Below are 22,285 nucleotides of genomic sequence, written 5' to 3'. Positions count from 1 at the left end.
GTTGGCAAATATAAAAATTAATTGATGCCTAAAGCCTTGGAATGACTTATAGCCCGTTCACTGTCTCTGAAATAACAGGTAGAAACGTGTAAGCTTTCCAAATTCTTCAGAAGCTCGACCACACTATTCTTTTTTCGGGACGTAGTTTGGCGAATATAAACCGCTTTAACATTTTCAGGGAATATCTTGCAGATCCTTTCATAGATATCCGGATCTTTTTGAGAATCGTCTCCCAGCAATACATATTTCAAATTAGGATAAAATGAAATAATATCTTTAATCTTTTCAAACTTGTGATCATGTGAGCCACGCCCGGTTAACAGGAAATCTGAAATACCGGTTTTAATTTTTTTCAGTTTTATAACCGCTTTGGGCAATTGGTGCATAACCGCAAACTCGTGGATAAATCCGTACAGGTTCCATTCACTGCTGGATACATAGAAAAACGAGTTTGAAGTTTCTCCATCCTCCTGGCCCGCAAGACTTAAATACTGGTAATGTTCAACCACATCATCAAAGATCTTTCGCTTATTGATATTTCTAAGCAGCAGAACATACAGCTTTTTAAAAAAATTATTAGAATGGGAAATTAAGAAGGTATCATCAATATCGGTAATTATAGCCAGTTTACTTTCATAAGGTTTTAAGATCTCCCCGGTTTCAACTATACCGTAACCACTAAATTCAGCGCTAACTTCATAGGTATGCCAACCGCTTTCAAGTTTTTCATTAAATGGGAGGTTAAACCTGAAATATCCATCATCCAGGGTTTTAGTGACGACCTCTTTGCTTCTGAATTTTAACCTGATCTCAATGTTTTTCAGCGGCTTTATACGAAACATCTGGAAGACCGAAACAGCATGGCGTATACCCCGCCGATCCATCCGGTATCTGTCGGGAGCCAGGGACTTAAACAAATGCCCGAAAACCACGAGTTCCTGCTCATTAACATAACCGCGATAGAGTTTAAGATCAAGTTTCAAAATTTTAGACTTTTATAAAATTTGGTTCCATCCAAATTAGTTAATTTTAAATTTATTAATCAGAGATATGGAAGAAAATAAGCCGATCTTATTTATTGTAAATCCTATTGCCGGGAATCTCAATAAAGATCAACTTATAGCTGAAGTTAAAAAAAACATCGCAAAGAAAGGCGCTCTGTGTGAATTATATACTACCTCTGGAATTGAAGATGCTGCTAAAATCCGGGATCTACTATCCAAAACCTCTCCTTCCCGGGTGATTGTGGCCGGTGGGGACGGCACTATTAAAATGGCTGCTGAAATTATTACTGAGCTTGACCTGCCCCTGGGAATAATTCCCGCAGGCTCTGCTAATGGCCTGGCATTTAATTTGGGCCTGACCGCCTTACCCCTCTCCCGACAGATCGAAATTGCCCTTGGTGATAATCTAAAACATATCGATATTCTGGTTATCAACGGGGAATACTGCCTACATATGAGTGACTTCGGAGTGAATGCGGAACTGATCAAGAATTACCATTACTCCAATATACGCGGCAAATTCGGATACTTATTACAATCCATCCCTACCTTATTAAAAAGTAAATATCCTTTTGAGTTTGAAATCACCACTGAAAAGGATAATTTCAAGAAAAAAGGAATCTTGCTCGCCTTCGCTAACTTCAGCAAATATGGCACTGGTGCTAATATTAATCCAGAGGGAAAACCTGACGATGGTATTTTTGAAATCATTGTATTCAAGGAGTTCGATATTCTGGAGATTTTTAAAACACTAAGAAATGAAGAGCACCTGGATCCCGAGTTTGCCCAGATTATCCCGGCTACCCAAGCCAAGGTGAGATGTAATAGCCCGGTGGCTTTTCAGATTGATGGAGAGTACATGGGAGAAAAAGATGAAATTGAGGTAAATATCCTACCCAACAAGTTAAAAATTGCCACGCTCCATAATTAAAATCTACCTGTTTATAAACCTAACCCTCAATTAGGTTGAAACCCCTGAACCGGGAAGCAAAGATCTATATGCCCATAAAAAAAGGAACCTGAGTTCAGGTTCCTTGTAATTAAATTCTCCGAGCGTCTTTTATAAGGACATTGCCTTTCCACCGCCCAACTCTTCTACTGGACCACATGGAATGTATTCTCCGGGGATTGGATCATACCACATCACATTTTCGCCAATTTCTTCACTGGTTTTATAGGCCCAAATTCCCATATCCCGAACATTCTGTAAATAGGCAAAAGCACCGGCATCATTATCAAGTTCGATATTAGGGTCTTTATCCTGAGGATCCTGGGTTTCAGTATTTCGCTTTGCATAACGCTCCCGATCTTCCGGGCTTGCCCGCAGATATTTTGCGACAACTTCCTCGTATTGTTCCGGTGTTCCTTTATCCTGATCCTTATCAAATTCTGCTTTGAAAGCTTTGGAAAAAGCCTCGGCCGAACGCCTAAAATCTTCGCCTCGCTCCTCAGATGCCACCTCATGCATATAAGAATCGATAAACTGAGCGATATTTAGGTCGTTGGCTCCTGGTGTCTCCGTTTTTGGTATAATCACTTCCAGGATCTGTTTTAGTGCAAATCCATTGGATGCGCTTAAAAATACCGGCTCCCAGTCGTAGGTGGGTTCATTCTTACAACTTTGTAATAAACTTAAGGTCGTAGGACCAACTACCATTACGCCGGCACCTAATCCAATGTTCTTTAATGCTTCTCTTCTGTTCATAATAAGGAATTAAGCTTTAGATGATTTTTCAAAATTTTTCGAGGCGTGATCTGCCGCACGGGCAGTCATAGCCATATAGGTTAAGGATGGGTTCTGGCAACCTGCAGAGGTCATAAAGGAGCCATCGGTCACGTAAACATTAGGCACATCATGCACCTGATTATTCCCGTTTAAAACAGAGGTCTTGCGGTCTCTACCCATCCTGGCCGTCCCCATTTCGTGGATACCAAGGCCAGGGGCGCCAATATTATCATAACCATTTACCTCTTTTAAACCGGCTTTTTCAAGCATTTCTATTGCCTGGGCAACCATATCCTCACGCATTTTGAGCTCGTTTTCTTTAAAGTCAGCATCAAAGGTAATGGTAGGCAGCCCCCATTCATCCTTTTTGTCATAATTCAGAGTCATTTTGTTTTCGTGGTAAGGCAGGGTTTCTCCAAACCCCATTAGCCCCATTGTCCAGCCACCTGGTTTTACAATGGCCTCTTTCAGGTCTTTTCCATATCCAGCCTCGGCTATTGCTTCAGCCCAGTTTCCTCTACTCGCGCCTCCCTGATATCCATAACCACGGATAAATCCGAGATTCTCGTCACCTTTTAGGTTTCTGAATCGCGGCAGATAAATACCGTTGGGTTTTCTTCCTTTATAATACTTATCCTCAAAGCCATCATATTTTCCTGAGGCCCCTGCTCTAAAATGATGGTCCATAACGTTATGGCCAAGTTCTCCGCTATCGTTGCCCATGCCATCAGGAAAACGATCAGATTTAGACTGCATCAAAATACTGGCGGAAGCAATGGCCGAAGCACAAAGGAAAATTACATTGGCTTTGTATTCTATTTCTTCCTTGGTCTCAGTATCGATGATTTTGACTCCGCTGGCCAGTTTAGTTTCCGGATCATAAATTACCTGGTGCACTACAGAATTTGGCCTAAGTGTCATGTTTCCTGTACGTTCTGCAGCTGGTAAAGTGGATGAATTACTGCTGAAATAGGCACCATAGGGACATCCCCTTATGCACCGGTTTCTATATTGGCATTTTGAGCGTCCTTCGAATCCTGAGTCACTGGTAATATGAGCAACACGTCCTGGAGTAAGATGCCTGCCTTCGAAATTTTCCAGTAAACTTTTTTTAACATGATCCTCAAGACAATTGAGTTCCATCGCCGGCTGGAATTTACCATCAGGTAACTGACTCAGTCCAAGGTTTTCTCCACTCACCCCAATATAGGATTCCACATAATCATACCAGGGAGCAATATCTTTATATCTGATGGGCCAGTCTACGGTTATACCATCCCTTTTATTAGCTTCAAAATCAAGATCGCTTAAGCGGTAACTGTGGCGTCCCCACATGATCGATCTTCCCCCCACATGGTAACCACGCATCCAGTCAAAACGCTTGGTCTCATTATAAGGATGTTTCAAATCATTTACAAACCAGTGAGCACTAGCCTTATTAGTAGTGTAACCGGTTCGACTTTGCTTTTCCTGTTGTTTCTTTTCTTCCCTGGTTAATTGTCCTTTATATTTATAATCCCAGGGATCATCATTCATCGTGGGATAATCCTCCACGTGTTTGACCATACGTCCTCTTTCCAGTACCAAAGTTTTAAAACCCTTTTCACACAGTTCCTTGGCCGCCCAGCCACCACTAATCCCAGTACCTACCACAATAGCATCGTAGGTATCATTTTCATAAAATTTACTCACAAATCTATAGTTAATTAATAATTTAGTTAATCGGATCCTGTCAAATATATAAATTTATGCTTATAATTTTACTTCTTTAAAAAAAAGTATACATTTAGGATTCTAAATTCAACCAAGTCTAAAACTTCAAAACAATTTTAACAATTAAATTATGAAAATCTATCCAACCAGGTTTACCAACTTCTTTATTGCCCTATTTTTAACTGCTGGAATTATTTCCTGTAAAGACAATCAGAAGGACCAAGAGCAGGAGGTTACAGAAACTTCCCAAACCGAAAATAATGACCCGTTTTTTAAACTTTCCCTGGCCCAGTGGTCTTTGAACAAAAAGATTTTCGCCGGAGATCTAGACCCTATGGAATTTGCTCGCGTGGCAAATGAAATGGAATTCGAAGGAATTGAATATGTGAGCGGATTTTATGCTGAAGGCATTAAAAAGGCCGATGATCCTCAAAAAGCCATGCAACAGGTACTGGATACACTTAAAGCAAAAAGCGAGAAATATAATGTAGAAAATGTTCTAATAATGGTTGACGGCGAAGGTGAATTAGCCAGCCCCGATGAAAGTACACGTAATGCTGCTGTAGAAAACCACAAGAAATGGGTGGACGCCGCTGAATTCTTAGGTTGCCACTCTATTCGGGTTAATCTATTTGGCACTAACGACAAGGAAGAATGGAAAAGTGCAGCTGTAGACGGCCTCACAAAACTTTCAGAATATGCATCACAAAAGAATGTGAACATCTTGGTAGAAAATCACGGTTACCTTTCTTCTAATGCCGCTTTACTTACCGAAGTTATGGAAAATGTAAATATGGAAAACTGTGGTACCCTACCCGATTTTGGGAATTTCTGCCTGAAAAGAAAAGATGGAGAACAATGGGAAGCCGAGTGTGTAGAAGAATATCCTATCTATAAAGGTATCGAGGAAATGATGCCATATGCCAAAGCTGTAAGTGCCAAATCCTACGATTTCGATGAGGAAGGCAATGAAACCAAGTTAGATTATACCAGAATCCTGAAAATTGTAAAAGATGCCGGCTATACCGGCTTTATAGGCGTTGAATATGAAGGAGAGAGACTCTCTGAAGAGGAAGGCATAATTGCCACAAGAGACCTACTTATTAGAGAAGGAAGCAAACTAAACAACAATCAGTAAAACCTACAATACCTTAGAATGAAAAACTTAGTCCGCTTTCAATTATCTACCATGATGTTCCTGGAATTTTTTATCTGGGGGGGATGGTTCGTAACTCTTGGAACCTTTCTGGGGAACAATTTACAGGCCACCGGTGCACAAACGGGAATGGCATTTTCAACACAATCCTGGGGGGCTATCATAGCCCCTTTTATAATAGGTTTGATAGCCGACCGGTTTTTTAATGCCGAACGAATTCTGGGAGTTTTACACCTACTTGGTGCAGGTTTGTTATACCTGATGTTTAACGCAGAAGATTTCTCTACCTTTTATCCTCTGGTTTTAGGGTATATGATTATTTATATGCCAACCCTGGCGCTGGTTAATTCTATTTCCTTTAACCAAATGACCGATCCTTCAAAACAGTTTTCAGGCATCCGTGTATTCGGAACCCTGGGATGGATTATTGCCGGAATGGTTATAAGTTTTGTTTTTGCCTGGGATTCCGCCGAAGGCAGGGCTGAAGGGCTACTTAGAAATACTTTTCTCATGGTTTCTATCGCTTCAGCTGTGCTGGGAATTTTCAGCTTTACCCTGCCAAAAACCCCACCTACCAGTAAAGGAGAAAAAGTGACGCTTTCTGAAATTTTAGGTTTGGAAGCCCTCGCATTATTAAAAGGGAAAAACTTCCTGATGTTCTTTATAGCCTCTGTTTTGATCTGTATTCCCCTGGCCTTTTATTACCAGAATGCAAATCCGTTTTTAGCTGAAGTTGGTATGGAAGATCCTACCGCAATGATGACCATCGGGCAAATCTCTGAGGTACTATTCCTCTTACTCCTACCCTTCTTTTTTAAGAAATTCGGTTTTAAAATCACCTTGCTGGCAGGTATGCTGGCCTGGACTTTAAGATATTTACTTTTCGCTTACGGTGATGCCGGGGAACTGGTTTATATGTTAATCATCGGGATTGCCCTGCACGGGATATGTTACGATTTTTTCTTCGTGGCGGGTCAGATTTATACCGATTCTAAAGCGGGGCCAAAGATTAAAAGTGCCGCGCAAGGGCTAATCACCCTGGCAACCTACGGGGTTGGGATGTTGATAGGTTTTTGGGTAGCAGGTCAAATAAGCGATATGTATCTTAATACCGATGGCAGCCATGACTGGGAACAGATCTGGATCGTGCCGGCAGGATTCGCCTTGGTGGTAATGATTTTATTTGCTATTTTCTTCAAAGACGAGAAAATCGCAAAAAAAGATATTGAAATATAACTTAGCAAAAACTATGAGTAAAAAGATAAAACTAGGCATTCTTGGTGGTGGGGGTGATTCCCTAATTGGAATCCTTCACCGGGTAGCTTCTTCAATGTATGATAAATATGAATTGGTAGGTGGAGTTTTTAATCCTGAAAAATCTGAAAGCATCAAATTTGCTCAAGAGATAGGAATAGGCACCACCCGTATTTATAAAGATTTGGATGAATTGATTTCCGAAGAAAATAAACTCCCGGAAACCGAACGCATGCAGGTAGTTTCCATTTTAACCCCAAACTTCCTCCATTTTCCCATGGCCAAGCAGCTGCTGGAAAACGGTTTTAATGTGATCTGTGAGAAACCCATGACCACTACCTATAAGGAAGCTAAGATCCTGGAAGAAACCCAAAAGGAATCAGGAGCCATTTTTGCCGTAACCTACACCTACACCGGGTATCCTATGATCAGGCAAATGAAGGAAATGATAGCTTCGGGAAGAATTGGAAAAATTCAGAAAATCGATGTGCAATATTATCAGGGTTGGATAAACCCTATAATACACGATGAAGAACAAAGGGCAAATACCTGGAGACTGGATCCGGAAAAATCTGGAATAAGCTGTTGCGTAGGGGATATTGGAACCCACGCCTTCGATATGATAGAGTATGTTAGCGGCCTGGAGGTACAAAAAGTACTGGCAGATCTTAATTATCTCTACCAGGACAATAAAATGGATATAGACGGGACCATCATGTTGCGGTTTTCTGAATACGTGAAGGGAATCATTAGATCCAGCCAGATCGCCACCGGTGAAGAGAACAACTTTAGCGTAAGTATTTACGGAGAAAAAGCAGGTTTGAAATGGGAACAGGAGAACCCTAATTACCTGTACCTGCTGGAAGATGGGGAACCAATGAAGGTTTTAAAACCCGGTCACCCCTATAATTCTGATCTATCTTTAGACGGCACAAAACTTCCTCCCGGTCATCCCGAAGGTATCTTTGATTCGATGGGAAATATCTATAAGGGAGTGGCCAGAGCCATTAATAAAGAGGATTATCACCCCGGAGAATTCCCAACGATAAAAGACGGCATTCGGGGAATGAATTTCATAGAAAAGGCCGTAGAATCCCATACTAAAGGGAATGTATGGGTAGAAATTGATGATTAAATTATAGCCTCGAAAGGGGTTTTTCAACTTAAATATTTTACAAGATGAAAATGAAAACCATAAAAGGACCGGCTGTATTTCTTGCTCAGTTCATGGATTCCAAAGCCCCGTTCAATAGCCTGGATGGCTTATGTAAATGGGCTTCAGATCTAGGTTATAAAGGAATACAGATTCCTACCTGGGAAACTGCACTTATCGACCTGAAAAAAGCAGCCGAAAGCAAAGATTATTGTGATGAATTAAAAGGAAAGATAGCTTCCTATGGGCTGGAGATCACCGAGCTTTCAACCCATCTGCAAGGTCAGCTTGTAGCTGTTCATCCTGCTTATGATACAATGTTTGATAATTTCGCACCCGATGATTATAAAAATAACCCAAAGAAACGAACAGAATGGGCCGTTCAGCAGCTTAAATATGCTGCAAAAGCCAGCAGAAATCTTGGTTTAGAGGTTCATGGAACCTTTAGTGGGTCTTTGCTGTGGCATACCGCTCATCCATGGCCGCAACGCCCACAAGGTCTGGTGGAAATGGGTTTTAAAGAACTCGCTAATCGTTGGATGCCTATTCTAAATGAATTTGACGAATACGGAGTGGATGTATGTTACGAGGTGCACCCCGGCGAAGACCTGCACGATGGAGTGACTTTTGAAAGATTTCTTGATGCCACCAACAATCATAATCGGGTCAACCTCTTGTATGACCCGAGCCATTTTGTACTTCAGCAACTGGATTATATCGAGTATATAGATTACTATCACGAATACATAAAAATGTTTCACGTTAAGGATGCCGAATTTAATCCCACCGGAAAAAAGGGCACCTTTGGCGGCTATGAAGACTGGAAGGACCGGGCGGGGAGATATCGTAGTCCCGGAGACGGCCAGGTAGACTTTAAAACCATTTTCTCAAAACTTACTGAATATGGCTGTGATGTTTGGGCAGTGATGGAATGGGAATGCTGCATCAAGTCTCCCGAACAGGGAGCACGGGAGGGAGCACCATTCATAAAAAATCATATCATAGAAGCCACCCAAAAGAAATTTGATGATTTTGCAGGAACCGAAATCGATGAAGATAAATTAAAGCGAATCTTAGGAATCAACTAAAAACAAACCAGATGAAAAAAATACTTTTACTTCTAATTACTGGTACCTTCCTGTCGGTAGGCTGTAAAGACAAACCCAAAACCAAAGAGAATAATGCTGTGGAATCAGAAATAACTATGAATAAAGACCAGGAAAAGGAATGGGAAGATCTTTCTAACGGAAATGATCTGGAGGGCTGGAAAGCCTTTAACAGCGATTCTATCTCCGATCAATGGAAAGCTGAAGAAAGCACTATTGCATTTACTCCTGCTGAAGGGGAACGGGAGGGAACAGAAAACCTAATCACAGAAAAGCAGTACGAAAATTTCGAACTTTCCCTGGAATGGAAAATTTCAGAAGGCGGAAACAGCGGAATTATGTGGGGCGTGCAGGAAGGAGAAAACTTTAGTGAACCCTATCTTACTGGCCCAGAAATTCAGGTTTTGGATAACCAGGGACATCCTGATGCCGAAAATGGTCCGATCAGGCAGGCGGGAGCTCTTTATGATATGGTTCCCCCTTCTAAAGATGTGACCAAACCTGCGGGAGAATGGAATGATATGCTAATAAGAATAGATTATGAAGAGAATAAAGGTAGCGTGAAGATGAACGGTACTCTGGTTACCGAATTCCCATTGCATGGTGATAAATGGCAAGAAATGGTAAACAATTCTAAGTTTAGGGATTGGGAAAATTTCGGAAAAACCCGTAAGGGGCATATCGCTTTACAGGATCACGGAGACAAGGTTTGGTACCGTAATATTAAGATTAAGAAACTGGACTAAAACCCATAATTCTTAGTTAAAAAACTGCAATCGGTTCAGGCTGGTTGCAGTTTTTTGATTTCAGTTAAAACCAAATTCATAAATTTAAAGTAAAATCCAACCTATGAAAACGAAAAAAGTAAAGTTTAAAAATAAAAATGGTGAAGAATTAATGGGTTACCTGGAGTTACCCCATAATCAGGATCCACATAACTTTGTGTTATTTGCCCATTGTTTTACCTGTAATAAGAATTTCTTCGCGGCTAAAAATATAAGCCGTTCCCTGGCTTCTGCCGGTTATGGGGTTCTAAGGTTCGATTTCACCGGACTGGGAGAAAGCGAGGGGGATTTTGCAGATACCAATTTTTCAGGTAACATCCAGGACCTGGTAGCTGCAGCCGAATTCCTAAGGGAAAAACATCAGGCTCCTGGTTTGTTGGTGGGGCATTCCCTTGGTGGCGCGGCTGTATTGTATGCTGCAAAACAAATAGCTTCTGTAAAAGCAGTAGCTACCGTTGCTGCCCCTTCAACCATACAACACGTAGAAGCTTTGCTTCGGAGCAATATTGACGAGATCGAAAAAAGCGGAAAAGCCAGCGTAAATATCGGTGGACGGTCGTTTGAAGTTAAAAAGCAATTCCTTGATGATATTCGGGAACACGATCTTAGTGCCTATTTAAGCGATCTAGAGAGAGCCCTCCTCATCCTGCATTCTCCACAAGACAGGATTGTAGGAATAAAAAATGCCGAAGAACTCTATGTAGCGGCCAGGCATCCCAAAAGTTTCATTTCCCTTGATGGTGCAGGTCATCTCATGGAAGTTGAAGAAGATGCAGTTTATGCAGGAAATACCATCGCGACCTGGGCCCGGAAATATCTGAAAATTGAGGAAAAAATCCTCCCTGAATCCAAAAGTGATGTGGTGGCAAACCTGGGCAGCACTGGTTATACTACTCAAATGAAAGCCGGAAGGCATCATTTTACTGCTGATGAACCGGTAAAAGCCGGCGGTAATGATTACGGCCCTACCCCCTATCAGTTAGTTTCGGCAGGACTGGCTGCCTGTACCTCGATGACACTTCAAATGTATGCAAGAAGGAAGAAGTGGCCGCTGGAAAATGTGGAAACCCACGTTACTTATTCGCGGGAGCATGCCAGTGACTGCAATAGTTGTGAAGATAAGACTTCCAAAATAGATACCTTTAAAAGGGAAATACAAATAAAAGGTGATCTTGATGAGAAACAGAAAAAAAGGCTAATGGAAATAGCAGATAAATGCCCTGTCCATAAAAGTTTAACCAGTGAAAATCACATCCCTACCAATCTAAAAAATTAAATTTAATAATATGCAAAACCGCCATAGGCCTATCTTTTCCAATGTTAAGCTCTCCTTAAATCTTTGGTGAACAACAGGAATAGGGCTAATTTAGTTGTGTTAAATCTGAAAAACAATCAATAGATTATGAAACGTATTAGTTTATCATTAGTAATTTTTGCTTCAATAGCAATTATCGGATGTAAAAACGATAAAAAAGAAGAAGACAAAACTACTCAGGATTCTGAAATGAATTCCACCATGGAAGAAATGGAAAGTGAAAGTGAAAGTGAAAGCGAAATGAAAAAAGTTACTGTGACTATGAGTCCCAATAACAACAGCAATCTCGCAGGAGAAGTTGTTTTCACCCAGGAAGATGGGGAAGTTAGTATGACGGCTCTTATTACCGGACTTCCGGAAGGAGAGCATGCAATTCACATTCATGAAAATGGAGATTGCTCTGAGGATGGTTCTGCCGCAGGTGGTCACTGGAACCCAACCGATGAAAAACACGGAAAATGGGGTGATGCTGAAGGTTATCACAAAGGTGATATTGGTAATTTCACTACTGATTCCAATGGAAATGGCACCATAACCATGAGTACTGACGAATGGTGTATTGGCTGTGGTGATGAAGAAAAAGATATTCTGGGAAAATCTGTAATCGTACACGATGGGGTTGATGATTTCACCTCACAGCCTTCAGGAAATGCAGGTACACGTGTAGGATGTGGAGTTATTGAAGAATAGGACACCATCCAAAAGATCAAATAAAAAGCGGCTAAGGCCGCTTTTTATTATTTTTTCAATAATATCGCCTTCCCTTTCGGTATAAGTTAAAATATATGCAACCAGACTCCTTAATTATAGAACTTCAAAATGGTAACGAACGTGCCTTTGAACGCATTTATCAACTCTATTCCGAAAGTATTTACGGAATTATTTACAGCATTATCAAGGACAAAAAGATAGCAGAAGAAGTACTTCAGGATGTATTTTTAAAAATTTGGGAGAAAGCACCTGATTACAGTTCAGAAAAAGGCCGTTTTTTCACCTGGATACTGAATATCGCCAGGAATACTTCCATAGATATAATCAGGTCCAAAAGTTATAAAAACGAACAATTAAACCTTAAGTCAGATAATTTCGTAGATATATTGGAAGCCAAATCGAATTTCTCTGAAACTGTAGATGGTATTGGACTAAAAAAATATATTGACGCCTTAAAACCGGTTTGTAAAAAATTAATAGATTATCTCTTTTTTAAGGGATATTCCCAGAAGGAAACTTCAGAAGAATTGGATATGCCCCTGGGCACAGTGAAATCCCGTAACCGGGTTTGTATAGATAAATTAAGGGCAATGGCAATTAAGTAATGGATATTCAGAACTACATATCATCCGGTATTCTTGAACTTTACGTTTATGGAGCACTTTCTGAAAAAGAAAGTCGGGAAGTAAGTGCCGTTTTAAAACAATACCCTGAAGTGAGAGCTGAAGTTGAGGAAATTGAAAAAGCTTTGATGGCACTCTCTTCCGCAACAGCTCCAAATAATGCAGAACACCTACTTGCCTCTCTAAAAGAAAAATTAACCAAAACACCACACAAGGAAATTCCGCCATCCGGGTCTGTTCGAAAGATAAATTGGATTACCTATTCCGGTTGGGCTGCCAGTTTATTATTACTAATCGGGCTTTTCTTTTATTTCAACCGCAACAATGAGTTAAGAGAAAAATTAAGTGCACTACAGGCCAAAAATGCCCAAATGGAAACGCAAATTGCTAATGCCCGGGAAGATGCCGAAAAGACCAAAGAATTGCTTGCGGTATTAAGAGATAAGAATGTAAAACGCATTCCCTTAGAGGGTCAGGAAATAGCTCCGGAGGCTTATGTTTCAGTTTACTGGAACGAGCAGGAAAATACTGCTTATATTGACGCTAAGGAGCTACCCGAACCTCCCCGCGGAAAAGTTTACCAGGTTTGGTCCCTTAGCATGCAACCCCTTACCCCAACCAGTATTGGTCTGTTAGAAGATTTTGAGGCTGATGAAAATAAGGTTTTTAGTTTGGAAAATCCTAACCAGTCTGAAGCTTTTGGAATTACGCTAGAGCCTGAAGGTGGTAGCGAAACCCCAACAATGGATCAATTATATGTTTTAGGTACGGTGGCCGCACCATAATTTTTTTAAAAATAGTTCAAAATTGACTGGAGACATAAAATCACAGTCTTTCTCAAGAAATCAATATTAACCAAAAAACTTAAATAATGAATATTTTTGAAGCCTTACGCCAGGAACACGAAATTCAACGTGAATTAGTAGATAAGTTAGTGAAGACTCATGGAGATACTGAAGAAAGAAAAAAGATCTTCGAACAGCTCAAGCATGAATTAAAGATCCACGCCGATGCTGAGGAACGTCATTTTTATGTACCCCTTATGAAGAAAGATCTTACCCAGGAAAAAGCAAGACACAGCGTTGCCGAGCATCATGAAATGGATGAACTTATCGAACAGCTTGAAGACACAGAGATGGATGCTTCTAACTGGCTAAAACTTGCGAAGGAACTGGAGCATATTGTGATTCATCATCTCGATGAAGAGGAGCATGAAGTTTTTCAAATGGCAGGAAAAGCCTTAACCGATAACCAGAAAATCTCCCTTGCTGAAGATTACAATAAAGAAATTAGAAAAACACGCTAAAGCAACTTTTTCAAAATAAAAGCCGGTCTTAATAAGACCGGCTTTTTTGCTTAAATTTCTTCTTTATCAATTTTCATCTTTCTTTCATATCCCTTAAATGGCCGGATTATTAGTCTTGCAGCTTTATCATAATTAATATAATTATAAACCCAGTTAAAAAAAGTTACCAGGCGGTTTCGAAAACCAATTAAAAACCAGAGGTGAACAAACATCCATACAAACCAGGCCGAAAAACCCGAGAATTTCATTTTCCCCATATCTACTACTGCCCTATTGCGTCCGACGGTAGCCATGGTTCCCTTATCGTAATATTCAAAGGCTTTGAGTTGTTCTCCTTTTATAAGTCTTTTTAAATTTTTTGCCAAATGTTTCCCCTGCTGAATTGCGGGTTGAGCTACCATCGGGTGTCCCTTGGGATATTCTTTAGTTTGCATTAAAGCAATATCTCCAATAGCAAAAACATTTTCATAACCTTTTACCTGGTTAAAGGCGTTTACTTCGTACCTGTTAGCTTTCTCTACCATCGCAGAAGCATTTAAGCCCTTAACAGGCGCACCGGTAACTCCTGCCGACCAGATAAATGTTTCGGTTTTTAATTTAAGATCCGTATTGGTGGTAACCAGATGGCCGTCATAACTTTCAACCATAGTATTTAAATGAATATGGACTCCTAATTCTTTTAAAAACTGATGGGCTTTCTTTGATGCATTTTCACTCATTGGAGGCAAAACCCTATCCAGTCCCTCAAGAAGATGGATATTCATCTCGTTGGGATCTATATCTGGGTAATCTTTAGGTACAATATGATTACGTAATTCGGCAATGGCTCCGCTCAATTCCACTCCCGTAGGGCCTGCTCCTACCAGCACAAAATTGAGAAGCGCTTTTCGCTTTTCTGGATCATCAGTAATAACAGCCTGCTCAAGATTCTCCAGGATCAGACTACGGATATTCAGGGCCTGGGGAACGGTTTTCATCCACATCCCGTGCTCTTCGATACTCTTATTTCCGAAGAAATTGGTTTTTGATCCGGTGGCAATTACCAGGTAATCGTATGCCAAGTCTCCAATGCTGGTAGAGATTGTTTCCTCTTCAGGGTTGATAGAATTAACCTCCGCCAGCCGGAAAATGGCCTTTCTACTATTACGGGTTATTTTTCTAAGAGGATAAGCTATAGAATCTGGTTCCAGGCCCGAAGTAGAAACCTGGTATAGCAGGGGTTGAAAAGTGTGATAATTATGCCGGTCTAAGATCACCACCTGGAGATTTTCCTTAAGCAGAATTCTTGCCAGGGACATTCCTGCAAATCCACCGCCAATTATTACCACCCGGGGCAACTCAGTTCTGGGTATATTCATAGATACTGGTTTTAATCAAATTTACTTTTTCTATTAGTTTATTTGAAAAATAAACCTACTGTTAACGATACTTTATAGTTTTTTGTAACATTGTACCTAAAATAGCTACCTATATGCGCTAAGCATTTCCTGTGGATAAAGAATTAGAACATCAGTTTATAACCAATCTTGAAAAGCATCAGAATATTGCGCACAAAATCTGTCGTATTTATACAAATGATCAGGATTCCCATAATGACTTATTTCAGGAAATAACCATTCAGCTGTGGAAAGCTTATCCTAAATTTCGAGGGGAAGCTAAATTTAGTACCTGGATGTATAGAGTGGCTCTCAATACGGCTATCACCTTGTACAGAAAGAAAAAGAGAGGCATAAAGACCCAGGATTTCGATACGGTACATTTCAAGATTAAAAGTGAGGAATATAACGGGGAAGTAGAAGAAAATTTGAAAATGATGTATGCCGCAATTAGTGAACTCAATGATATTGAAAAAGCTCTTGTTTTTCTTTATTTAGAGGAAAAAAATTACAGGGAAATATCTGAGACGCTGGGTATCACCGAGGTTAATGCCAGGGTGAAGATGAACCGGGTGAAAACAAAATTAAAAAGCATAATAAATCCGTAACGGAATATGGATGAACTTGATTTATTAAAAAAAGACTGGAAACAGCAGGAAGCATCGCTTCCCAGGCTTTCCTATAATGAGATCTATAAGATGCTGTGGAAGAAATCGTCTTCTATTGTGAAATGGATTTTCATTATTAGCATTCTGGAACTTCTTTTCTGGGGGGTGCTTAATATTATTCTTTCTGACGGAGAATTCTGGAAGCGAATGGAGCTAATTCATTTAAAGGAATTTACCGTTTTTGTATATATCCTTAGCTACGCCGTTACCTTTTACTTTATTTACAGGTTTTACCGGAACTACAGAAAAATTTCGAGTACCGATGATGCCGCCACCCTAATGAAAAATATTCTAACGACACGCAAAACGGTTAAATACTACATAGGCTTTATCATTATCTCTACTGCCCTAACATCTTTGGTTTATTCGTATTTCACGATTTTTCATCACGCTGCTACCACTGAAGTAACAGACCCAGCAAAATATAGTTTCAGCATTAGCCAGTGGCTTATTCTAACTGCAGTTTTAATATTTGGAATCGCTGTGTTTTTGGGAATAATTTGGCTTTTCTATCGGCTTATATATGGTATTCTATTAAACCGCCTCAATAAAAACTATAAGGAATTAAAGAATTTAGAGGAATAAGAAAAGCGCCAAATGGCGCTTTTCTTATTTAAAGATTTATTGCCTAATCTACGGCGCCCCATTCTTTTAGGGAGTCTTTGTTCATTTTTACATAATCCTGGTTTCCGGCTTTTTCTGCCGCTTCCAGTGATTTCTTCGCTGTTGCAATGGCCTCTTCTTTTTTACCTAAATCGGCTTCAATAAGAGATTTTCGTCTTAACACCCAGTAGGCGTCATTCCCCATTTCTACAGATTTATTGATCCATTCATAAGCCTGCTCCAAATCTTTGTTAATCTCATGATAATAACTCGCGGCAGCAAAATAATCGCCTGCACCCGGGCCATTCAAAACTTTTTCAATACTGGCCATGGCCTTATCCTGGGTAGGCACGTTAAAAGTTAAGCTTGCCAATGTAGTATCCCACAAAAAATTAAGCGAGGCTGAATTATACTGAAGATCATCAATTAAAATAGTAAAAGTTTCCATTTCAAAAGGAAGTTCCATTACTTCAGCCGTGGCTTTAAGCGCTACTTTTTCTTCATCCCATTCTGCCGGATTCCCCCAATTAGAAGCATCAGAATAGAACATTACTTGCCACTGTTCTTCCTGCGGAACTGTGTATATAGCATAAGTCCCAGCTTTAAGTTCTTTTCCCTGAATAGTGACATCATCACTAAAAGTTATTTTAGTATTCTCGTTGGCCCCGGTACGCCAAACTTCACCGAAAGGCACGAGGTCTCCAAAAATGTCACGATCTCTCATCCCGGGACGGGAATATTCTAAAGTAACATCGGTAAGCCCAACTTTTTGTTCGATTTTGGTGAAGGGGCTCGGTTGTGGAGCCTGTACCTGGGCTTGAGTTGCACTCATAATACCGGCGGTACATAGAAATAAAAGTAATTTTTTCATGTCTTTTAGTTAATTAGTTTACTCAAATATAGGCAGAAAAGGCTTAGCATCCATAATTTCCATATTTGTATTTTGTTTAACTTTAAATATTTTATTTTAAACAGATTGACCTTTAAATTTGTTATCAAATATTAGGTAATGAAAATCTACACTTTAAAGTCGGTACAAAAACTACCCATCAATCTGGAAGAGGCCTGGGAATTTCTCTCGAGTCCTGGAAATTTAAAAACCATTACTCCAGATTATATGGGATTTAATATTCTTTCGGGTGCAGATCGGCCAATGTTTCCTGGACAAATTATTCAATATATAGTTACTCCGGTTGCAGGAATAAAAACAAAATGGGTAACCGAGATCACGCACGTTAAAGACAAAGAATATTTTGTAGACGAGCAGCGTTTTGGCCCTTATGCTCTTTGGCATCACAAACATTTTTTAAAGGAAATTCCAGGCGGTGTAGAAATGGAAGACATTGTAGATTATAAACTTCCCTTCGGAATTTTAGGTCAAATGGTGCACCCTATCCTTGTTGCTCCAAAGTTAAAAGAGATCTTTCATTACCGGCAGAAGAAACTCGTGGAGCTCTTTGGTGAATTTGAAGAGAACAGCACCCAGGATATAATGCGCAAACAAGACATTTTTGCTTAAACCAAAGAAATTATGAAAAGGAATATTTTACTCATTGGCGGTTCTACAGGCATCGGGCTTGAAATTGCCACACAGTTGGTAAAAGAAAATAAGGTAATGGTCGCTTCAAGAAATAGAGGAGCATTAAGCGATGATATTGAGCATTTTAAATTTGATGTTTTACAAGATACTATTGAAAATTTAGATTTGCCTGAAGCAATTCACGGGTTGGTTTATTGCCCCGGAAGCATTAACCTGAAACCCTTTAAAATGCTAAAATCCAAAGATTTTGAGGAAGAACTCAACCTTAATTTTTTAAGTTTGATAAAAGTAGTTCAAGGCATTATGCCGAAATTAAAAAATGCTGAAAACCCAAGTCTGGTGTTTTTTAGCACCGTGGCCGTTAAGGTTGGAATGCCTTTTCATACCAGTGTTGCTGCAGCAAAAGGTGCAATTGAAGGTTTTGCGAAATCACTGGCAGCTGAGTATGCTCCTAAAATACGCGTGAATGTTATTGCCCCTTCCTTAACGGATACGCCGCTTGCGGAGAAGTTACTATCCAATGAAGCCAAAAAGGAGAAAATGGGTGAAAGACACCCTCTAAAAAGAGTAGGGAATACAAAAGACATCGCCAATGCTGCTATTTTTTTATTAAGTGAAGAAAACAGTTGGATTACCGGACAAATTATAGGCGTTGATGGTGGGCTTTCTACATTAAATATTTCTTAGGTGAGAAAAAAAGTAACTATTTTTTGGTTTAGACGTGACCTTAGGTTAGATGATAATGTTGGTTTTCTCGAAGCCCTGAAATCTCAAAATCCGGTTTTGCCTATTTTTATTTTTGATACTGAGATCCTTGATAAATTGCCTAAGGATGATGCCCGGGTCACTTTTATTCACAGACAGCTTCAGCAAATGCGTCAAGAGCTACAGGCGGACTATAACAGCTCTATCGCATTGTATCATGGGAAACCAAAAGAGATTCTTCAGAAATTAATAAAGGAATATAAAATTGCTGAAGTCTTCACCAATCACGATTATGAACCCTACGCCATTAAAAGGGATAAAGAAATAGCCGAAATACTTTCTAAAAATAATATCGGGTTTCACACCTTTAAGGACCAGGTTATTTTTGAAAAAGATGAAGTGGTAAAAAAAGATGGTGACCCATACGTGGTGTACACACCCTATATGAAAATTTGGAAAGATCATTTTAACTCCCTGGATCTAAAAATTCATTATACCAGCCAGTACCTGCACAATCTTATTCAAAATTCCAGGTTGCCTAATTTAAGTTTAAAGGAACTAGGCTTTAAAACTTCAGCAATAAAAGTGCCCGATTATGATGTGACCCCTACTCTGATTCAGCAATATGAAAAATCCCGGAATATTCCCGGAAAAGATGGCACTTCCAGACTTGGTCCTCATCTGCGCTTCGGAACAGTTAGCGTTCGTAAAATGGTGAAAAAGGCCAATACCGAAAGTAATAAAACTTTTCTTGAAGAACTGATTTGGAGGGAGTTTTTTATGCAGGTGTTATATCATTACCCTAATACGCTTACCACGTCTTTTAAAAAGAAGTACGACCGCATTGAATGGCGAAATAATGAGGAGGAATTTGAAAAATGGAAAACCGGAAAAACGGGTTACCCATTAGTCGATGCGGGAATGCGACAATTAAACAAAACTGGATTTATGCATAATCGGGTGCGAATGCTGGTGGGGAGTTTTCTTTGTAAACACTTACTCATTGACTGGCGTTGGGGTGAAGCTTATTTTGCCGAAAAACTACTGGATTATGAGATGGCTTCTAATGTAGGAAACTGGCAATGGGTTGCCGGCAGCGGCGTTGATGCAGCACCTTATTTTAGAATATTTAATCCTACCACCCAAATCGAGAAATTTGACAGGGATAAAAGGTATATCAGGAAATGGGTTACGGCATACGGCACAGAAAAATATCCCGAGCCTATGGTAGACCATAAAGAAGCCCGGGAACGTGCACTTAAAATTTATAAAAAAGCTGTAGGAAACTAACTTTTAAATAATTTTCTGGCCTTCTCCAGATCTTCCGGGGTATCGATCCCAATGGTTTGATGTGAAGTTTCAATCATTTTAATATTTTTAGCGTATTCCAGGTAACGTATAGCTTCAATTTTTTCAGCAGCTTCCAGGGGTAACATCGGGAAATTATAAAAATCTATAAGTGCTTCTTTTCGAAAAGCATAGATACCTATGTGCTTAAAGTAGGTAACTCTAGCGTCCGTATTTCGCGGATACGGTATAGGAAATCTGGAAAAATAAAGCGCAAAATCATTTTTGTTGGTGATCACCTTAACATTGTTGGGATTGGTGATTTCATCACTTTCTGTCATTGCTGTTTTTAAAGATGCCAGGTCAATAATACCGGCATCATCTTCTCTAAAAACATTTAGCAGCTTAACCAGACTTTCTCTATCAATAAAAGGCTCATCACCCTGCACATTTACAACGATATCTAGGTTCATATCCATGACCGCTTCTGCGATACGGTCGCTGCCACATTCGTGTTCCTTTTTACTTTTTATGGCTTTGCCTCCAAAAGATTTTATTTCGGCAAAGATCTCATCACTATCGGTTACTACATAAACCTCCTCGAATAAGTTGGTATTTAAGGCGGCCTCATAAGTTCTTCTTATTACGGTTTTACCCGCAAGATCCTGCATTAACTTGCCGGGAAACCGGGAAGCCTCAAAACGGGCAGGGATCATCGCTATTATTTTAAGTGGATTGTTCAAGTTCTTGGAATTTTAATTTTCAGTAAAAAAATCATCTTTAAAGCCAATAAGATACAACTTATCGGTTGCGCGGGTTACTGCGGTATAGAGCCAGCGCAAATATTCTTTCCCAACGCCTTCCGGCAAATAGGGTTGCTCTATAAATATGGTATGCCATTGCCCACCCTGGGATTTATGACAGGTCATCGCATAAGAAAATTTGATCTGCAAAGCGTTAAAGAACTTATTGTTCTTCACTTTCATAAACTTCTTGTATTTAGAAGTTTCATCGGCGTAATCCTTCATCACCTCCTGGTAAAGCTGGTTGGATTCTTCGTAAGTAAGGGAGGGCGAATTGCTGGTTAAGGTATCGAGCATCACCACGGTCTCAAAAGGGCGCATTTTAGGATAGTCAACCATTTGCACCTGTACTTCAGCAAACCGGAAGCCATAAAGTTCTTTTATGCCGAAGATCTCCAGTACTTTTACGATATCCCCATTAGCAATGAAGCCCGCTTCTGAACTGGGTTTAATCCAGAAATAGTTATTCTTCACTACCATAAGATAATCTCCTGCCGAGATCTCTTCTTCCTGAAAGAGTATTCGCGACCGGATTTGTTCATTATAAAGGTTAGCCCTTTTATTGGAACGAACAATTATGCTGGTTTCCTCGTGGCCAAGATTAGAGTATGACTCTTCTATGGCATCCATGATCTCATATCCATCCTGCAGCCGTACCACATCGGCTTTTGGACCGAGTTGAAACTTAAAACTCTCGTAAAAGCCATCCTGGAGGCATTCTCTAATTCGGGTCGCGTTAAGCAGAATATCGCTTTCCTCTGCCTGGCGAACTACTTCATCAAGTTCAATATGGTTCACCTCCTTGTTATAAGCAAACTGAAGTTTTTCGGCTTCCAGGGCAGGGCTTATTTCCATTTTTACAGGAGGCAATTGTGCGGTGTCCCCGATGAGGATCAACTGGCAGTTATGGCCGGAATAAACATACTGAATGAGATCATCCAGAAGACTTCCATTTTCCATTAATTTAGATTCGCCGGGAGTATCAGAAATCATCGAGGCCTCATCTACAATAAAAATGCTGTTCTTATGTTTATTAGGCTGAAGAACAAATTGCACCCCCGAACCTCTTGCCTTTTTAGGGAAATAAATCTTTTTGTGAATAGTAAAGGCCTCTTTTTTAGAATAATTGGCGATCACCTTAGCCGCTCTTCCCGTTGGCGCCATCAAAATCCCTGATTTTTTGATCTTCCATAGATTTTTTACCAGGGTGCTGATTATTGTAGTTTTACCGGTTCCGGCGAATCCTTTCAGCATAAAAATAGACTCCTGGGAATTAGCGTTCACAAAATCTGCAAGCTGTTGCAAAGCGATATCCTGCCTGGCTTTAGCGGGAAAACCCAGATCGTCTAAAAGAAGCTTATAAAAACCAGCCGAAGTGAGTTCTTTCATAGGAAATTGTCAAAATTCAAATATAGGAATGGATTTTTAGGGAAGAAACTTTTACGAATAAA

General features: G+C 40.0%; 23 protein-coding genes. 16 read left to right on the top strand and 7 right to left on the bottom strand.

Annotation, left to right across the window (positions count from 1 at the left end; genetic code table 11):
- Positions 1-17: 17 nt before the first annotated feature.
- The gene (locus BUW93_RS09995) at positions 18-983 is read right to left on the bottom strand and encodes an App1 family protein (protein WP_081211564.1); all 966 of its coding nucleotides are present in this window, start codon (positions 981-983) and stop codon (positions 18-20) included.
- 67 nt (positions 984-1,050) lie between these two features.
- Here BUW93_RS09995 and BUW93_RS09990 point away from each other — a divergent pair, with 67 nt between their 5' ends.
- Positions 1,051-1,935, top strand: a complete 885-nt coding sequence (locus BUW93_RS09990; RefSeq protein WP_081211563.1) for a diacylglycerol/lipid kinase family protein — start codon at positions 1,051-1,053, stop codon at positions 1,933-1,935.
- A gap of 129 nt (positions 1,936-2,064) precedes the next feature.
- Here the strand turns inward: BUW93_RS09990 and BUW93_RS09985 are convergent, their stop codons facing one another.
- On the bottom strand, positions 2,065-2,709 hold the full coding sequence (locus BUW93_RS09985; protein ID WP_081211562.1) for a gluconate 2-dehydrogenase subunit 3 family protein: 645 nt from the start codon (positions 2,707-2,709) through the stop codon (positions 2,065-2,067).
- A gap of 9 nt (positions 2,710-2,718) precedes the next feature.
- Entirely contained in the window at positions 2,719-4,422 is a 1,704-nt protein-coding gene (locus tag BUW93_RS09980) for a GMC oxidoreductase (RefSeq protein WP_081211561.1), read from the bottom strand.
- 151 nt (positions 4,423-4,573) lie between these two features.
- Between BUW93_RS09980 and BUW93_RS09975 the strand changes: the two genes are divergently transcribed.
- The 10 genes from BUW93_RS09975 to BUW93_RS09930 all read left to right on the top strand — a co-directional run bounded on the left by BUW93_RS09975 (position 4,574) and on the right by BUW93_RS09930 (position 13,852).
- On the top strand, positions 4,574-5,581 hold the full coding sequence (locus BUW93_RS09975) for a sugar phosphate isomerase/epimerase family protein (RefSeq protein WP_081211560.1): 1,008 nt from the start codon (positions 4,574-4,576) through the stop codon (positions 5,579-5,581).
- A gap of 18 nt (positions 5,582-5,599) precedes the next feature.
- Positions 5,600-6,835, top strand: coding sequence for a nucleoside permease (locus BUW93_RS09970; RefSeq protein ID WP_081211559.1), 1,236 nt, complete (start codon positions 5,600-5,602; stop codon positions 6,833-6,835).
- A 13-nt stretch (positions 6,836-6,848) separates the two neighbouring features.
- On the top strand, positions 6,849-7,988 hold the full coding sequence (locus BUW93_RS09965; protein ID WP_081211718.1) for a Gfo/Idh/MocA family protein: 1,140 nt from the start codon (positions 6,849-6,851) through the stop codon (positions 7,986-7,988).
- Positions 7,989-8,038: 50 nt separating this feature from the next.
- Positions 8,039-9,094, top strand: coding sequence for a sugar phosphate isomerase/epimerase family protein (locus BUW93_RS09960; RefSeq protein WP_081211717.1), 1,056 nt, complete (start codon positions 8,039-8,041; stop codon positions 9,092-9,094).
- A gap of 11 nt (positions 9,095-9,105) precedes the next feature.
- The gene (locus BUW93_RS09955) at positions 9,106-9,858 is read left to right on the top strand and encodes a 3-keto-disaccharide hydrolase (protein WP_081211558.1); all 753 of its coding nucleotides are present in this window, start codon (positions 9,106-9,108) and stop codon (positions 9,856-9,858) included.
- 103 nt (positions 9,859-9,961) lie between these two features.
- The gene (locus BUW93_RS09950) at positions 9,962-11,173 is read left to right on the top strand and encodes a bifunctional alpha/beta hydrolase/OsmC family protein (protein WP_081211557.1); all 1,212 of its coding nucleotides are present in this window, start codon (positions 9,962-9,964) and stop codon (positions 11,171-11,173) included.
- A 126-nt stretch (positions 11,174-11,299) separates the two neighbouring features.
- Entirely contained in the window at positions 11,300-11,902 is a 603-nt protein-coding gene (locus BUW93_RS09945) for a superoxide dismutase family protein (RefSeq protein ID WP_081211556.1), read from the top strand.
- A 95-nt stretch (positions 11,903-11,997) separates the two neighbouring features.
- Positions 11,998-12,528 carry an RNA polymerase sigma factor gene (locus tag BUW93_RS09940; protein WP_081211555.1) on the top strand — a complete coding sequence of 177 codons (531 nt, stop codon included), beginning with the start codon at positions 11,998-12,000 and terminating at the stop codon, positions 12,526-12,528.
- Positions 12,528-13,331, top strand: coding sequence for an anti-sigma factor (locus BUW93_RS09935; RefSeq protein ID WP_081211554.1), 804 nt, complete (start codon positions 12,528-12,530; stop codon positions 13,329-13,331). The genes BUW93_RS09940 and BUW93_RS09935 overlap by 1 nt, the downstream gene beginning before the upstream one ends.
- An 86-nt stretch (positions 13,332-13,417) precedes the next feature.
- On the top strand, positions 13,418-13,852 hold the full coding sequence (locus tag BUW93_RS09930; RefSeq protein ID WP_081211553.1) for a hemerythrin domain-containing protein: 435 nt from the start codon (positions 13,418-13,420) through the stop codon (positions 13,850-13,852).
- 50 nt (positions 13,853-13,902) lie between these two features.
- Here BUW93_RS09930 and BUW93_RS09925 read toward each other — a convergent pair whose 3' ends face one another.
- Entirely contained in the window at positions 13,903-15,210 is a 1,308-nt protein-coding gene (locus BUW93_RS09925) for an NAD(P)/FAD-dependent oxidoreductase (protein ID WP_081211552.1), read from the bottom strand.
- Positions 15,211-15,341: 131 nt separating this feature from the next.
- On the opposite strand from BUW93_RS09925, the gene BUW93_RS09920 reads away from it, so the two are divergent.
- Both BUW93_RS09920 and BUW93_RS09915 read left to right on the top strand, forming a co-directional pair.
- Positions 15,342-15,836: an RNA polymerase sigma factor gene (locus BUW93_RS09920; protein WP_081211551.1), complete on the top strand. Its 495-nt coding sequence runs from the start codon at positions 15,342-15,344 to the stop codon at positions 15,834-15,836.
- 6 nt (positions 15,837-15,842) lie between these two features.
- Entirely contained in the window at positions 15,843-16,481 is a 639-nt protein-coding gene (locus BUW93_RS09915; protein ID WP_081211550.1) for a hypothetical protein, read from the top strand.
- A 43-nt stretch (positions 16,482-16,524) separates the two neighbouring features.
- Here the strand turns inward: BUW93_RS09915 and BUW93_RS09910 are convergent, their stop codons facing one another.
- Entirely contained in the window at positions 16,525-17,370 is an 846-nt protein-coding gene (locus BUW93_RS09910; protein WP_081211549.1) for a DUF2911 domain-containing protein, read from the bottom strand.
- A 138-nt stretch (positions 17,371-17,508) separates the two neighbouring features.
- Here BUW93_RS09910 and BUW93_RS09905 point away from each other — a divergent pair, with 138 nt between their 5' ends.
- The 3 genes from BUW93_RS09905 to BUW93_RS09895 are packed head-to-tail and all read left to right on the top strand — an operon-like array spanning position 17,509 to position 20,034.
- Entirely contained in the window at positions 17,509-18,018 is a 510-nt protein-coding gene (locus BUW93_RS09905; protein WP_081211548.1) for an SRPBCC family protein, read from the top strand.
- Between the two features lie 12 nt (positions 18,019-18,030).
- Positions 18,031-18,726, top strand: coding sequence for an SDR family NAD(P)-dependent oxidoreductase (locus BUW93_RS09900; protein ID WP_081211547.1), 696 nt, complete (start codon positions 18,031-18,033; stop codon positions 18,724-18,726).
- Entirely contained in the window at positions 18,727-20,034 is a 1,308-nt protein-coding gene (locus BUW93_RS09895; protein ID WP_081211546.1) for a cryptochrome/photolyase family protein, read from the top strand.
- Here the strand turns inward: BUW93_RS09895 and kdsB are convergent.
- Together kdsB and BUW93_RS09885 are read right to left on the bottom strand one after the other, a co-directional pair.
- Complete coding sequence (gene kdsB, locus BUW93_RS09890) at positions 20,031-20,747, bottom strand: 3-deoxy-manno-octulosonate cytidylyltransferase (RefSeq protein ID WP_081211545.1); 717 nt, start codon at positions 20,745-20,747, stop codon at positions 20,031-20,033. The genes BUW93_RS09895 and kdsB overlap by 4 nt on opposite strands.
- Before the next feature lie 39 nt (positions 20,748-20,786).
- Positions 20,787-22,223: an ATP-dependent DNA helicase gene (locus tag BUW93_RS09885; protein WP_081211544.1), complete on the bottom strand. Its 1,437-nt coding sequence runs from the start codon at positions 22,221-22,223 to the stop codon at positions 20,787-20,789.
- Positions 22,224-22,285 lie beyond the last annotated feature (62 nt).

It is taken from the genome of Salegentibacter sediminis, assembly GCF_002078605.1.
GTDB lineage: Bacteria > Bacteroidota > Bacteroidia > Flavobacteriales > Flavobacteriaceae > Salegentibacter > Salegentibacter sediminis.
This window is presented reverse-complemented; position numbering and strand designations above follow the sequence as displayed.